The organism is Streptococcus infantis, from assembly GCF_047463635.1.
Lineage (GTDB): Bacteria > Bacillota > Bacilli > Lactobacillales > Streptococcaceae > Streptococcus > Streptococcus infantis_W.
This window is the reverse complement of sequence record NZ_JASHDL010000018.1, coordinates 24,982-40,496: the sequence shown is the minus strand read 5'-3', so window position 1 is coordinate 40,496 and position 15,515 is coordinate 24,982. Positions and strand designations below refer to the sequence as shown.

Sequence of the window (15,515 nt, the reverse complement as noted above, 5' to 3'; positions counted from 1 at the left end):
CTGGAGTTTCTACTGGAACTTCCACTGCTGGTTTACCTGGTTCTGTAATCTTACCTGTACCTGGGACATCTTTCTTAGGAAGCTTGTCATTTGGTACTTTACCTTTACCATCTTGACCGATTTCAACTGTGATTGGTGTGCCATCTTCACCTGGAATTTCTACCGTAGTTCCTGGTGGATATGTTCCTCCTCCTGGTCTCTGCGGTGTTACTGTAACGTCACCTGTCTTAGGATCTTGTTCAACATCTACTGTTGGTGTCTTTTGAGCTGGTGTTGTTACATCTACTGGTTGTGATGGTTTCTTGTTCGGTTCGGTTACTGTTCCTTTACCTGGGACATCTTTCTTAGGAAGTTTGTCATTTGGTACTTTACCTTTACCGTCTTGACCGATTTCAACAGTGATTGGACCATCTTCACCTGGGATTTCTACCGTAGTTCCTGGTGGATATGTTGAGCCATCTGGTTTCTTAGGCGTTACTACTGCATCACCATTTGGTTTGCGTGTGATTTCAATCTCACTTGGTGTTTCAGTTGTTGGGGTATTTGGTGTTACCTTAGCTGGAGTTTCTACTGGAACTTCCACTGCTGGTTTACCTGGTTCTGTAATCTTACCTGTACCTGGGACATCTTTCTTAGGAAGTTTGTCATTTGGTACTTTACCTTTACCGTCTTGACCGATTTCAACAGTGATTGGACCATCTTCACCTGGGATTTCTACCGTAGTTCCTGGTGGATATGTTGAGCCATCTGGTTTCTTAGGTGTTACTGTAACCTCACCTGTCTTAGGATCTTGTTCAACATCTAGTGTTGGTGTCTTTTGAGCTGGTGTTGTTACATCTACTGGTTGTGATGGTTTTTTATTAGGTTCGGTTACTGTTCCTGTACCTGGGACATCTTTCTTAGGAAGCTTGTCATTTGGTACTTCACCTGAGCCATTGTCGCCAATTGTGACTGTGATTGTTGTTCCATTTTCACCTGGAATTTCTACCTTAGTTTTTGATGGGTATGTTGAGCCATCTGGTTTCTTAGGTGTTACAATCGCATTTCCATTTGGTTGTTGAGTAATTTCAATCTTACCTGGTTTTTCAGTTTCTGGTGTTTCTGGTGTTACCTTAGCTGGAGTTGTTACATTAGGAACTTCCACAGCTGGTTTACCTGGTTCTGTAATCTTACCTGTACCTGGAACATCTTTCTTAGGAAGTTTGTCATTTGGTACTTTACCTTTACCATCTTGACCGATTTCAACAGTGATTGGACCATTTTCACCTGGGATTTCTACCTTAGTTCCTGGTGGATATGTTCCTCCTCCTGGTCTCTGCGGTGTTACTGTAACGTCACCTGTCTTAGGATCTGGTTTCAACTCTATTGTTGGTATCTTACGAGCTGGTGTTGTTACATCCACTGGTTGTGATGGTTTCTTATTAGGTTCTGTTACTTTACCTGTACCTGGAACATTTGTCTTAGGAAGGTTATCATTTGGCACTTCACCTGAACCATTGTCGCCAATTGTGACTGTGATTGTTGTTCCATTTTCACCTGGAATTTCTACCGTAGTTTTTGGTGGGTATGTTGAGCCATCTGGTTTCTTCGGTGTTACAATCGCATTTCCATTTGGTTGTTGAGTAATTTCAATCTTACCTGGTTTTTCAGTTTCTGGTGTTTCTGGTGTTACCTTAGCTGGAGTTGTTACATTAGGAACTTCCACTGCTGGTTTACCTGGTTCTGTAATCTTACCTGTACCTGGGACATCTTTCTTAGGAAGTTTGTCATTTGGTACTTTACCTTTACCATCTTGACCGATTTCAACAGTGATTGGCCCATCTTCACCTGGGATTTCTACCTTAGTTCCTGGTGGATATGTTCCTCCTCCTGGTCTCTGCGGTGTTACTGTAACGTCACCTGTCTTAGGATCTTTATCCAACTCTATTGTTGGTGTCTTACGAGCTGGTGTTGTTACATCTACTGGTTGTGATGGTTTCTTATTAGGTTCTGTTACTGTTCCTGTACCTGGGACATCTTTCTTAGGAAGGTTGTCATTTGGCACTTCACCTGAACCGTTGTCGCCAACCGTTACTGTGATTGTAGTTGGGTTTCCATCTTTATCTTTACTTGGAATTTCTACCTTAGTTCCTGGTAGGTATGGTTTTCCATCTGGTTTCTTAGGCGTTACAACTGCATCACCATTTGGTTTACGTGTGATTTCAATCTCACTTGGTGTTTCAGTTGTTGGTGTTTCTGGTGTTACCTTAGCTGGAGTTGTTACATTAGGAACTTCCACTGCTGGTTTACCTGGTTCTGTAATCTTACCTGTACCTGGGACATCTTTCTTAGGAAGTTTGTCATTTGGTACTTTACCTTTACCATCTTGACCGATTTCAACAGTGATTGGCCCATCTTCACCTGGGATTTCTACCTTAGTTCCTGGTGGATATGTTCCTCCTCCTGGTCTCTGCGGTGTTACTGTAACGTCACCTGTCTTAGGATCTTTATCCAACTCTATTGTTGGTGTCTTACGAGCTGGTGTTGTTACATCTACTGGTTGTGATGGTTTCTTATTAGGTTCTGTTACTGTTCCTGTACCTGGGACATCTTTCTTAGGAAGGTTGTCATTTGGCACTTCACCTGAACCGTTGTCGCCAACTGTTACTGTGATTGTAGTTGGGTTTCCATCTTTATCTTTACTTGGAATTTCTACCTTAGTTCCTGGTAGGTATGGTTTTCCATCTGGTTTCTTAGGCGTTACAACTGCATCACCATTTGGTTTACGTGTGATTTCAATCTTACCTGGTTTTTCAGTTTCAGCGATTTTGGTTGCTACCTTAATTGGGCTTAGTTCTGACTCAACATTAGGCTGTCCTGGCGTTTGAACAGTTGTTTTAGCTGTAATATTCCCTACTGGAATTGTTCCTGTGATTTTCGCTTTTCCATTTGTCACAGTACCTGTACCAATGGCACGTCCTTCCGGAGAATAAAGCGTTACAGTAGAGCCATCTTTTACCCCCTCATGAACATTTACTACAACTTCCGTGTTAGGAACTTCTGCTTTACCAGTCAAATCTGTTTCAATCGTCGGAGCTTTTGGTTTAACAATAATAGTTACTTGCGGATTAGATTCAGCTACTGATTTATCTGGATGGGTTGCTGTGGCTGTGTATTTGAAGACACCTGCTGTATCTTGGACAACTTTTGGCGCTTCTCCTTTCCATCCCCATTCTACTCCAACTCCACGTCCTTTTGGTGCTTCTGTGTATTGGTTAGAATCTACACGTCCATTCCATGTCTTTAGTGAATCTCCAACTGTAACAGTCTCTGTTTTACCTTCTAGTGGGTACTTTTCTGCTTGTTCATGTATTTCAAAAACAAAGTATCCTGTTGTGCTGTTAGTTCCGTCTGTTGAAATTGCACGGGCAGTATACTTCCCTTTCTTAACTTCTAGACCAACTTTTCCTGTTACATTTTGTCCTAATGGCGATTCTTCTGTTGCTGTTCCATTGACAGGTGTAAAGCTAAAGCCACTTTGGAGGTTTTCCAATCTGAAGTCCGTCACTTTACCACTATCATCAATTGTGATGAGACGTGTGTTCACTGCATCACCACGATAGAGTGGAATAACAACATTTTGACCGGCCGCATGAGTGTAGCCTAACTCTTGTCGACTGCCATCGTCTTTAAGCCAGTAAATCTTTGGTGGAGTTGTATCACGTGGTGTTATCTTAGCTGGAGTTGTTACATCAGGAACTTCAACAGTTGGTTGACCTGGTTCTGTAATCTTACCTATACCTGGGACATTACCTTCAGGTAAATCACTATTAGGTACTTTACCTTTACCGTCTTTACCGATTGTGACTGGGATTGGCTTGTCACCTTTACCTGGGATTTCTACCTTAGTTTCTGGTGGGTATGTTGAGCCATCTGGTTTCTTCGGTGTTACTGTAACGTCACCTGTCTTAGGATCTTGATTCAACTCTAATGTTGGTGTAATAGATTGTGTAACCTTGACAGTTGATGTAAACTCCGCACTTTGTCCAACGTTATTGACAGACTTGACCTTGACCTTATAGTCGCCAGGATCTGAAGCAACACGACCTGTGATAATAAGCTTGTGCTCATAATCACTCACTTTTTGAACTTCAACTTTTTGATCTTTAAGTTCCAGCTTACTATCCACTAACTTGATAGAATCAGCTGGATTATAACCTAGTTTTGGATCACCAAGTGAAAATCCTGCTAGATTATCTTTAGTTGTAAATTCAAGTCGAATTTCCTTACCTTTTTCGATAGTTTGATCAGCCCCCGTCACCTTAGGAGATGGCAAACCATACCATTGCATATCATTTCGGTGGGTGCTGAACTCATAGGAGCGCATCCCTGCTGCATACATGAGTGGAGTCCCCTCAGCAGCCTTGGTTTTGAAACGAAAGATATAGTTTGATGCACTATCCTTAGTTCTACCACGATAATCAATATCAAAATGATAAACTCTTTGCGTATGCTGGATCAACCAATCCTTCAAATAATCTGATACCAGAACATCCTTCTCCGTTGTCGTACGGGCACCACCTGTACGATTAAAATAGAGTGTATCAGGTTTTGAAATGATTTCTTCAAATGTTTTAATCTCTCCATCAGCACCTTTCCAGAAAGCATCGGTAGTGGCGGCTTTGCCCCAAGCCTGCTCGATAGCTCCACCAGGGGTACCAATGTTAACATCCTTAGACGTAGAGCTAACCTGATCTTTAAAGATGTCGTATAAGTTTCGTGGTAATCTTCCTTGAGTTTCAATACGTCGTTTTCCACCAGAACCACCCCAGTAACTACCAAATGATGCCGAACCGTCGTCTACCAAGGTATGACCAGTTGGAATGGTAAACCAAGCATGGGCATTTTGGTGGTTTTCAGGATTACCTTCAAACTCAATGACCCAATCGTATGTATCTCCGTTTTTAGTGACATCAACCTTAACGACATCCTTGACATCCTTAACTCTTTGTTTATCCGCAGTATTTTGGTTACGGTCTCTAAAGAGCATGGTACCAGCTGGATAACCTGAGCCATCTCCTTCCTTTGTGAAGTAGAGCCCAACAGCATTGTCATAGGTTGCCCCCGCATCAGCGCGAAGCGTTGTCCCAACTGGGATAGCTGCGCCATTACGGACGTCATTACGCCCAGAAGTCAAACGATTACGTGCAATCATAACAGAGCTTTCGTTACGTTTGATGACACGATTCATATCCTCAACATCACGAAGGCTAACTTCTACACCACCAAATGCAGACTTGGCTACTGCAACTTGGGCGATAGCTTTTTCCAAGATTTCACGTGTCAAGTCATTCTCAGGTGTTTGGGCGATAGCCTGCTCCAAACGATCAATAGATACTTTGAGACTAGCTTTAGCTTTTTCCAGTTGCTCAGCATTAGTATTTTCTGAAGTTTCCTCAGACTTAGCTGAAATTTCTGGAGTTGGCTTCGCTACTTCTGGCTTGATTTCCGGAGTTGCTTCCTGTGTACTTTCACCATTTTTATCTTCTTTGCCTTGAGATACTTCCACTGCTCGTAGCTGGTCCAAAACATTGGTCAAGCGAGCTACTAAAGCGTCCACTTCTTCTTGACTCACTTTTGAATCAGCGAGAGTCTGTTCAGCCTTAACAAGTTCTTCCTTAGCAGTAACCAAAAGATCTGTATTCGCAGCTTCCTTGACGTGGAGCTGGTCTTTGATCTGTGCCACAAGCTGACTTGCAACAGCTGTATCCACTTTTACAGAACTAACAGGCTCTTCCTTATCTTGCGATGCTAGCGGACTAGTATCTTGAGTTAAAGCCTCTACATGAGGTTTGTCGACAGGTGTTACGCTATCCGCACTAACGACACGCGCACCCAAAAACATCAGCGCTGCAACAGCAACTGAAGCCGCACCGAAGCTATACTTACGAATAGAGAAGCGTAAGACTTTTTCCTGTTGTCGACGCTTTACTCTACTTAGTGAATTTGATTTTTTTTCCATCGTTCCTCCTTATATTAAAGACAAAATCAAATTGAGAAGCAATATTCCCTCTGGGGAATAATACAATAAAAATTACTATGATGACCATCTCTTAACACATCATAGCTATTTCAGGCAAATTATACCATTTTACATTGATTTAAACAAGCATAAAGCCATTCAACCTCTCGAATAAAGCGCAAACATATGCGAACGTTTATAACACATTAATATACAGTTTGTTTAAATAAAACAGAAAGATTCTCCTTTCTGATGACATTCTCTATATATTAGATTAGAAAGTGTACTAATCGCTCACCGATTGAGAACTTTTGGGAACATTTCAAAACTGAGCACTAGGATTAAAGACATACAATATTTTGAGAGGGGGTTGGTACGAATACTGATGTCTCCCTTTTTCAAGAATAAAACAACGACCTTGTACTTCTTCAAATGAGGAACAAGGTTGTTGTTTGATCTTTTATTATTTCATCGTTCACTTAACAGTGAGTAGTTCAAACTTTAACGAAATGCTTATTTTAGTCTTCTTTTTTCTTTCCAAACGCAAGTCCAAGGCTACTTAGCATACCAAGGAGCCCTAAAGATGCAAGAATCATACTTGACTCTGTTCCAAGTCTTGGCAATACATTTTGAGAATCATTTGACTTAAATTCCTTATCAATAGTAGTTGTAATGGATCCGTGATTAGCATTCGGAGTAACTGCATCTGGAATTGGAGTTGTTGGTGTATGTGTATCTTGGCCAGAATTTCCTTTAGTATCAGGTGTGACTGGAGTGACTGGAATTGTATTTGGATTTGTATTTCCACTTACTTTTCTGAAAATGTGAGTAATTACTGGTTCATTTTCATCAATCACAGTTCGTACAAATTCATATACTGGAATTGATCCATGTTCAGCATCCTTTTCATTACCTGTCTTAACGGATGGTTTCAATACATTTCCGTCTTCATCAATCCATCGAACCTCAATCATTAGCTCTGGCAATGCAATTGAACCCGATAATGCATCGTTTTCAAAAGTTGTTACCTTAGGAACTTCCACAGATGATTTACCTGGTTCAGTAATCTTACCTGTACCTGTTTTTTCTACGTTTGGTAGATCACTGTTTGGTACTTTACCTTTACCATCTTCATCGATTGTAACGACGATTGGATTACCATCTTTACCTGAGATTTCTACCTTAGTTCCTGGTGGATATGTTGACCCATCTGGCTTCTTCGGTGTCACTGTAACATCACCTGTCTTAGGATCCTGTTCTAACTCTACTTTTGGTTCTTTCGTTTTCCCATAAGTTCGAACGGTTGTTGGAGTTACCTTACCTGTTTTTGGATCAACTTCATAGGTAGTGGTATCAATCACATCATGACCTTCAGAATCTTTAGATTGTTCAACCTTAGTTTTCGCACCAACTTTAACAATTGTCTTACCTGCTGGGGTGACGACTGGGTTGCCAACGTGTTCTGTGATATGACCATCGTTTGAATCTACATCGTAAGTGGTTGTAGTAACTGTTTTACCTTTAGCTCCTTCAACGCGTTCATTAGGTGTGTCAACATCTCGTTCACCATCTCTAACATACTCAACTTCTGGTTCAATTGGTGTTTCTACTACTCTATCCTTCGATGCGACTTTGACAATTGTTTCTGTTGGATTTACTACTACTGGTTTTCCTACTGTTTCTGTAATAGCGCCTGTAGTAGGATCAACACTATATGTTGTTGTGGTAGTGCTTGAACCTACTTGACCTGCTTCTTCTACGTTGTCTTGGCCTTTGTCGCGCGTATCATCTTTTACGTATTTCTTAGGTGATGGGATTACTGTTGTTTCTACTTTGTCTTTGGCTGGAACTTTGACAATTGTTTCTGTTGGATTTACTACTACTGGTTTCCCTACTCTTTCTGTAATAACGCCTGTAGTAGGATCAACACTATATGTTGTTGTGGTAGTGCTTGAACCTGCTTGGCCTGCTTCTTCTACATTGTCTTGGCCTTTTTCGCGCGTATCATCTTTTACATATTTCTTAGGTGATGGGATTTCGGTTGTTTCTACTTTGTCCTTCGCTGCAACTTTAACAATAGTATTAGTTGGTTCTTTCGTACGAACTAGTTGACCTTCACTTGCTGTAATCTTCCCAGTATTAGGATCCACAGTGTAAATGGTTGTGATAGTGTCTTCGCCATCTTCACCTTTAACAGTAGTTGGGGCTGTACCTTTTTCTTTCGTATCATCTTTTTCATAGACAACAGGTGATGGTACTACTCTCTTCTCAACCGTTGGTGCTTTCGTTTTCCCATAAGTTCGAACTGTTGTTGGAGTTACCTTACCTGTTTTTGGATTAACTTCATAGGTAGTGGTATCAATCACATCACGACCTTCAGAATCTTTAGATTGTTCAACCTTAGTTTTCGCACCAACTTTAACAATTGTTTTACCTGCTGGGGTGACGCCTGGATTACCAACGTGTTCTGTAATATGACCGTCGTGTGAATCTACATCGTAAGTGGTTGTAGTAACTATTTTACCTTTAGCTCCTTCAACGCGGTCATCAGGTGTGCCAACTTCTCGTTCACCAGCTCTGACATACTCAACCTCTGGTTCAATCGAGGTTTCTACTACTTTGTCCTTCGCTGCGACCTTGACAATTGTTTCTGTTGGATTTACTACTACTGGTTTCCCTACTCTTTCTGTAATAGCGCCTGTAGTAGGATCAACACTATATGTTGTTGTGGTAGTGCTTGAACCTGCTTGACCTACTTCTTCCACATTTGGTTGATCTTTATCACGTGTATCATCTTTTACATATTTCTTAGGTGATGGGATTTCTGTTGTTTCTACTTTGTCCTTAGCTGGAACTCTAACAATAGTATTCGTTGGTTCTTTCGTACGAACTGGTTTACCTTCACTTGCTGTAATCTTTCCAGTATTAGGATCCACAGTGTAAATGGTTGTGATAGTGTCTTCACCATCTTCACCTTTAACAGTAGTTGGGGCTGTACCTTTTTCTTTCGTATCATCTTTTTCATAAACGACTGGGGATGGCACTACTTTCTTTTCGACTGTCGGTTCTTTCGTTGTTCCATAAGTTCGAACTGTTGTTGGAGTTACCTTACCTGTTTTTGGATCAACTGCATAGGTAGTGGTATCAATCACATCACGACCTTCAGAATCTTTAGATTGTTCAACCTTAGTTTTAGCACCTACTTTAACGACTGTCTTACCTGCTGGGGTGACGACTGGGGTACCAACGTGTTCTGTGATATGACCGTCGTTTGAATCTACATCGTAAGTGGTTGTAGTAACTGTTTTACCTTTATCTCCTTCAACGCGGTCATCAGGTGTGCCAACTTCTCGTTCACCAGCTCTGACATACTCAACCTCTGGTTCAATCGAGGTTTCTACTACTTTGTCCTTCGCTGCGACCTTGACAATTGTTTCTGTTGGATTTACTACTACTGGTTTCCCTACTCTTTCTGTAATAACGCCTGTAGTAGGATCAACACTATATGTTGTTGTGGTAGTGCTTGAACCTGCTTGACCTGCTTCTTCCACATTTGGTTGATCTTTATCACGTGTATCATCTTTTACATATTTCTTAGGTGATGGGATTTCTGTTGTTTCTACTTTATCTTTAGCTGCGACTTTAATAATAGTATTCGTTGGTGCTTTCGTACGAACTGGTTTACCTTCACTTGCTATAATCTTTCCAGTATTAGGATCCACAGTATAAGTTGTTGTGATAGTGTCTTCACCATCTTGACCTTTAACAGTAGTTGGAGTTGTACCTTTTTCTTTCGTATCATCTTTTTCATAAACTACTGGAGACGGTACTACTCTCTTATCAACTGTTGGTGCTTTCGTTTTCCCATAAGTTCGAACTGTTGTTGGAGTTACCTTACCTGTTTTGGGATTAACTTCATAGGTAGTGGTATCAATCACATCGCGACCTTCAGAATCTTTAGATTGTTCAACCTTAGTTTTCGCACCAACTTTAACAATTGTCTTACCTGCTGGGGTGACGACTGGGTTGCCAACGTGTTCTGTGATATGACCGTCGTTTGGATCTACATCGTAAGTGGTTGTAGTAACCGTTTTACCTTTTTTACCCTCAATACGCTGATCTGGTGTACCGAAGTTTTTTTCAACATCTTTAACATACTCAACTTCAGGTTCAATTAGCGTTTCTACTACTTTATCCTTCGCTCCCACTTTTACAACTCTAGCTATTGTTAGAGTTACGACTTCTGGTTTGCCTTTTGATGGAGTTAGGGTTCCATTTACTGGATTTACTCTATATGTTGTGGTGACTTTAGTTTGTCCTGATTTCCCTGAAAATTGAACAGTATCAGTACCTTTTGGACTGTTCTCATCTTTTAAATAAACTGTTTTGGGTTCAACTGAATTATACTCAACTATATCCTTCGCGCCCCCTCTATTGACTACTTCTTCCTTCTCAGTCGAAGTAAGACTGCCAGTTTTTGAGTTTACTGTGTAGCTTGTTGTCTTCTTAACAACGTCGGCTCCTCTTTTAATGTATTCTACTTCATCCTTGGCTGCGACTTTAACAACTGTTTCTATTGCCGGTTGCTTAACTACTGGTTGTCCTACATGTTCAATAAGATCTCCAGTTTTAGGATTTACACTATAAGTTGTTGTTACCGTCTGTTTCCCAGTTTTACCAGGTACTTCAACATTAGCTTGTCCTTTTTCGCGTGTATCATCTTTTACGTATTTCTTAGATGGTGGGATTTCTATTGTTTCTACTTTGTCCTTGGCACCATCTTTCTTGAAGATTTCATCAGTTGTATTCTTAGTAATATTTCCTGTATCAGGATCCTTAATACTAACAGTTGTTGACTTAATGATGTCATCTCCGCGTTTACTATATACAGTAGTTTCTCCAACTTTTTCTAAAGACTTAGCTGTAGTAATCTTAGGATTTTGAAAACCTATCCCATCTAAGGAAATTCGTTTCCCAGAAATAAACTCTGGTCGTCTATTAATCATATCGGCTTCAAAATAAGAACGGGAACTATGCCCTCCTTTTGTATCCCCAACATTTATAATAACATCACTATCATTGCTGACACCTTTTCTTATCGTCGAATCATTATCAACAATATAATGAGTCAATTTCCCTAACTTAGCTATTTTTTTGCTATCTAAACCTTTCTGCCAAAATTCACGACCAGAAACCAAACTTGTCACAACTTTTGGGGCATTAAATGTTGTTCCTTTTTTTAATACATTATTATAAAAGTTTCTATAAGCCAGCTGTTCTTTAGTAGACATGACTCTGCTGTCAGAATACGCCAACTGATAGGCTTCAACCATTGCCCGTTGTACTAAATATCCTCCCAGAGAATGTCCTGTTAGATAAAGGTTGGTGATACTCTTATCCTTAGCTAATTCACGCATAATTTCTTCTGCTTCTTTAGCTTGTTTAGGGTTACCACCTGTTCCAAGTGTTATATCAGCACCTATGTCTTTAGAATCACTAGTTCCACGAAATGCTAGTACCTGGGCAGTTCCATTTGGTAAATATAAGAAATCGCTCTTAGTCTCAAATAATACAGCATCAAGTCCACTGGATGTATGATAACTTTTCTTTCTTTTCCAATAAGGTCCCAATTCCCTATTCATCATCATATATTCATAGCGTGGTTTACTTTCACCTTTCTTTTTGTATAACTCTGCTTCTGTTAAAGGTGTCTTATGATCCAGTACTCTGTCAATGTACTTATCGTCACGGTAGGACAATTCCATGAACATAATCATATCACGTTCACTTACATTCCATTTTAATTTTTCATCTGACTTTTCGTCACTGTCAATAATACCATCACCATCAGTATCCTCTAGTAGCGGATGACTATTATAACCTACATACTTTTTCCCATTTTTTTCATAAATATAAAGCTCTTCTTTATCCTTCAAGTAATCATCATCTGTATAACCTTCTGGATTTAACTTGGGACCATTAACTAATAAACTATCAAGTTGATCACCTTCTGAACCGATTATTCCTGCTTTGATTTTTTTAGCATCTTCCTCAGTCAATTCATATTTTTTAATCTCAGTAGGATTTGATGCTGCTCTAACCTCTGGAGCACTTGATCTGTCTTCACCAGCCACCAAAGTAGTTGCCGTCGAATTGATATTTTCCTTACCACCGGAAGTATCTAGAACTGTCTCTTTTGTAGCTACTGTTGAAATCTCTTTAGCATCTATCTCAGAAGAAGCATTGTTTCGATGTTCTGAGATACTTTGAACTTCTTCTTTGATCTCCACAGTCGGCAGTGAATTGTCAATCTCAGAATTAACTTCTATCCCTGATTTATCATTATTTTCCGTAGAAGCCAAAACTCCTTGAGTTGGAGCAAACAAGGCAACCCCTATTAGTACAGATGCCGCTCCAACAGAAAACTTCCGAATCGAAAAACGTTGGCGTTTATTAAAGATATCTTTCATGTTATCCAATCCTTTTAACTATTTTTCATACTTAATATAGAAAACGTTAACATCTTCTGTTAACAAAATCATAATTTTTGTTTCTCCTAAAATTTGGGAACTTTACTCTACTTTAATACATCACATTTTAAATCCTTTCAATCTTTAAATAACTATTTGTTGTAATAGCTAAACCCAGTCACCCAGTTCATCAGGCGGGTTATTTAGGTTACGGACAGAACCGCTAATTTTAGACTTCCAAAAAACTCTGTAAAAAAGTACAAGGTTATCTTTTTCTATTTTATCACCTAGGTACATTTCCCCGTCCATATGAAGATCAATAACTTGCTGTTAAAATTTCAGTAAATTAAGAAAGAAATCTAAATATTGCACTTTCTATACTGCCATTATATCACAAAGAGTTCATTAAAAGAAAAAAATCACCATTCTTGATTTTCTAGAAAACCAAGAAATGGTGATTCTATGTTAATTTTCTTGAAGCTCGATGACAATTTCTTGACCATTTTCTTTTTCTTCCACAACTATTTTCTCTTCCAGTTGTGATTTAAAATGATTCAAGGTTTCTTTTGAAGCTTCAGTCGCTTGTTGAGCATGATATTTTGCTTTATCAAGAACAGTGTCAAGAGTAATTTCCCCAGATTCAATCTGCTCTTTTGTTTTAAGAACAAATTCTTTGGTTTGTTCTTTGACATCCGTTAATTTTTCACAAACCTGCTCTTTAGCATACTCAGGATCTTCTTTTAGATCTTCTAAAAATTCTTGTGCATGGCTTCTCACTTGCTTACCTTTATCACTTGTTAAAAACAAGGCTGCAGCAACACCTGAAACAGTTCCTAGAAAGATAGATGATAGTTTACCCATTAGCTTACTCCTTTTTTATTTTTTGAAAAATTTACTTGCAACTCGAATAGCTGACAAGCCTGCGCCAGTCTTCAAGGTTTTTGAACCAGCAGATGATGCCTTTTTACTCAAAACACGTGCTTGTTCATTTAGGTCAGAAACTGAAACAGAGAGGTCTGCAACAGCTGTAAAGAGGGGATCAATTGTAGCAACTTTGACATTGATATCATCAACAAGAACGTTGACTTTTGTAAGCAATTCATTTGTTTGATAAAGAGTTACATCTACATCTGATCTTAAAGTTTTAACAGTTTTTTCAGTTTCATCGATTACACGACCAACTTTTTGAAGGGTAATAATCAAATAAACTAAAAATACAACCAAGGCAATCGCCACAATAATATAAGCCGCTTCTAACATTTTAATTCTCCTTTTTTACATTATAAAATGGTGCTTTTTTCCGATTTTGATAAAAGATGATATAAATACCAAGGCCAATCAATAGGGCAGACAACCATTGAGATACTCGAAGCCCAAAGAACATGAGACTATCTGTACGCATGCCCTCAATAATCATACGTCCAAATCCGTACCAAATTAGATAAAAGGCAGTGATATGACCACGACGGATACTCTTTAATCGGCGTCTAAAAATGACAATCAAGGCAAAACCGATCAGATTCCAGATAGACTCGTATAAGAAGGTTGGTTGGCGGTATGAGCCATCAATATACATCTGATTCTTAATAAAACCAGGTAAATAGTCTAGATTGTCAACGACTGCTCCATAAGCTTCTTGGTTAAAGAAGTTTCCCCAACGCCCTAGACTCTGAGCAATCATGACGCTCGGAGCTGCAATATCTAAGAAATCCCAAGTATTGATTAATTTGCGATCAGCAAAGATATAGAGAACAATCGCGCCAGTAATTAAACCACCGTATATAGCAAGACCACCATTCCAAATAGCAAAAATCTCTCCCAGATGTTGGCTATAATAATCAAATCTAAAAATAACATAGTAGAGTCTAGCTCCAATGATTGACAAAGGAAAGGCAATTAAGATGAAGTCCAAAATATCATCAGATAAAATCTTCTTTTTAGGCGCTTCTTTACTGGCAAGATATACCGCTAAAACAAGACCTGAAACGATGCAGAGTGCATACCATCTAACAGCTAAAGGACCAATTTGAAAAGCGATTGGATCAATCATTTTTCACCTCGTTCTTTGCAATCAGATTTGTCAATCTTTCTTCAAATAGTCGAGTAGCATCAAAGCCCATTTCCTTAGCACGATAATTCATCGCTGCTGCTTCGATAACGACAGAAATATTACGTCCTGTTTTTACAGGAATGCGGATACGTGGAATAGCTACTCCAGAAATCTCCAATTCCTCAGCATTATTGCCTAGACGATCAAAAGTCTTTTGCGTGTCATAATTTTCTAGATAGACAGCCAACTGAACTTGTGAAGAATCCTTAACTGCACTGGCACCATAAAGACTCATCACATCTATAATACCAACACCACGAATCTCAAGTAAATGCTTCAAGATTTCAGCTGGTTCACCCCAGAGAGTCATTTCATCCTTAGCAAAGATATCTACACGGTCATCAGCCACCAAACGGTGTCCTCGTTTCACAAGTTCTAGACCTGTCTCACTCTTACCAATACCACTGTCGCCCTGAATTAACACACCCATACCATAGATATCCATCAAGACACCATGTACACTTTCACGCTCAGCCAAACGAGAATCTAGGTAACTTGACAATTCTCCAGACAGACGACTTGTTGCTGTACGACTCGTTAAAATAGCGATTTTACATTCTCTAGCAGCCTTTAGCATTTCCTCTGGAACTACTAAACCACGCGCAACAATAACTGCAGGTGTTTCTGGTTGAAACATCTTTTTCAAAACCTGGTAGCGATTATGAGAAGACATACTAATCAGATAAGACCACTCTTTCATTCCCAAAAGTTGAATCCGCTCTGGAGTATAGTAGTCAAAATACCCCGTCATTTCAAGCCCTGGTCGCGTAATATCCGCAGTATTGATTTTCTTTTCAAGTAATTCAGTCTCACCATAGACAATGTCTAGTCTGAGCTTATCAATCACTTCTTTGACTAAAACCGACATAATTTTCTCCTTCAATCAAGTTCTTCCCTCTATTATATCAAATTGTAGGAGGAAGTTTCAGAATTT

The 15,515-nt window shown here is 39.5% G+C and carries 6 protein-coding genes; all 6 read right to left on the bottom strand.

The window, feature by feature from the left end; translation table 11 throughout:
- The coding region (locus QM867_RS09120) for a YSIRK-type signal peptide-containing protein (RefSeq protein ID WP_414315615.1) at nt 1-6,001 on the bottom strand (6,001 nt) is incomplete at its 3' end.
- A gap of 518 nt (nt 6,002-6,519) precedes the next feature.
- The gene (locus QM867_RS09115) at nt 6,520-12,471 is read right to left on the bottom strand and encodes a YSIRK-type signal peptide-containing protein (RefSeq protein WP_414315614.1); all 5,952 of its coding nucleotides are present in this window, start codon (nt 12,469-12,471) and stop codon (nt 6,520-6,522) included.
- Nucleotides 12,472-12,936: 465 nt separating this feature from the next.
- On the bottom strand, nt 12,937-13,332 hold the full coding sequence (locus QM867_RS09110) for a YtxH domain-containing protein (protein ID WP_414273648.1): 396 nt from the start codon (nt 13,330-13,332) through the stop codon (nt 12,937-12,939).
- Between the two features lie 15 nt (nt 13,333-13,347).
- Nucleotides 13,348-13,731, bottom strand: a complete 384-nt coding sequence (locus QM867_RS09105) for a DUF948 domain-containing protein (protein WP_414315613.1) — start codon at nt 13,729-13,731, stop codon at nt 13,348-13,350.
- A gap of 1 nt (nt 13,732) precedes the next feature.
- Nucleotides 13,733-14,521, bottom strand: a complete 789-nt coding sequence (lgt, locus tag QM867_RS09100; RefSeq protein ID WP_075231806.1) for a prolipoprotein diacylglyceryl transferase — start codon at nt 14,519-14,521, stop codon at nt 13,733-13,735.
- Nucleotides 14,514-15,449: an HPr(Ser) kinase/phosphatase gene (gene hprK, locus QM867_RS09095; RefSeq protein ID WP_075231805.1), complete on the bottom strand. Its 936-nt coding sequence runs from the start codon at nt 15,447-15,449 to the stop codon at nt 14,514-14,516. Before hprK ends, lgt begins: the two co-directional genes overlap by 8 nt.
- Between the last annotated feature and the right edge of the window lie 66 nt (nt 15,450-15,515).

What these genes read in the sequence shown, in the direction of transcription:
- QM867_RS09115 (WP_414315614.1), bottom strand. Translation starts at nt 12,471, where the DNA reads ATGAAAGATATCTTTAATAAACGCCAACGTTTTTCGATTCGGAAGTTT.
- QM867_RS09110 (WP_414273648.1), bottom strand. Translation starts at nt 13,332, where the DNA reads ATGGGTAAACTATCATCTATCTTTCTAGGAACTGTTTCAGGTGTTGCT.
- QM867_RS09105 (WP_414315613.1), bottom strand. Translation starts at nt 13,731, where the DNA reads ATGTTAGAAGCGGCTTATATTATTGTGGCGATTGCCTTGGTTGTATTT.
- lgt (WP_075231806.1), bottom strand. Translation starts at nt 14,521, where the DNA reads ATGATTGATCCAATCGCTTTTCAAATTGGTCCTTTAGCTGTTAGATGG.
- hprK (WP_075231805.1), bottom strand. Translation starts at nt 15,449, where the DNA reads ATGTCGGTTTTAGTCAAAGAAGTGATTGATAAGCTCAGACTAGACATT.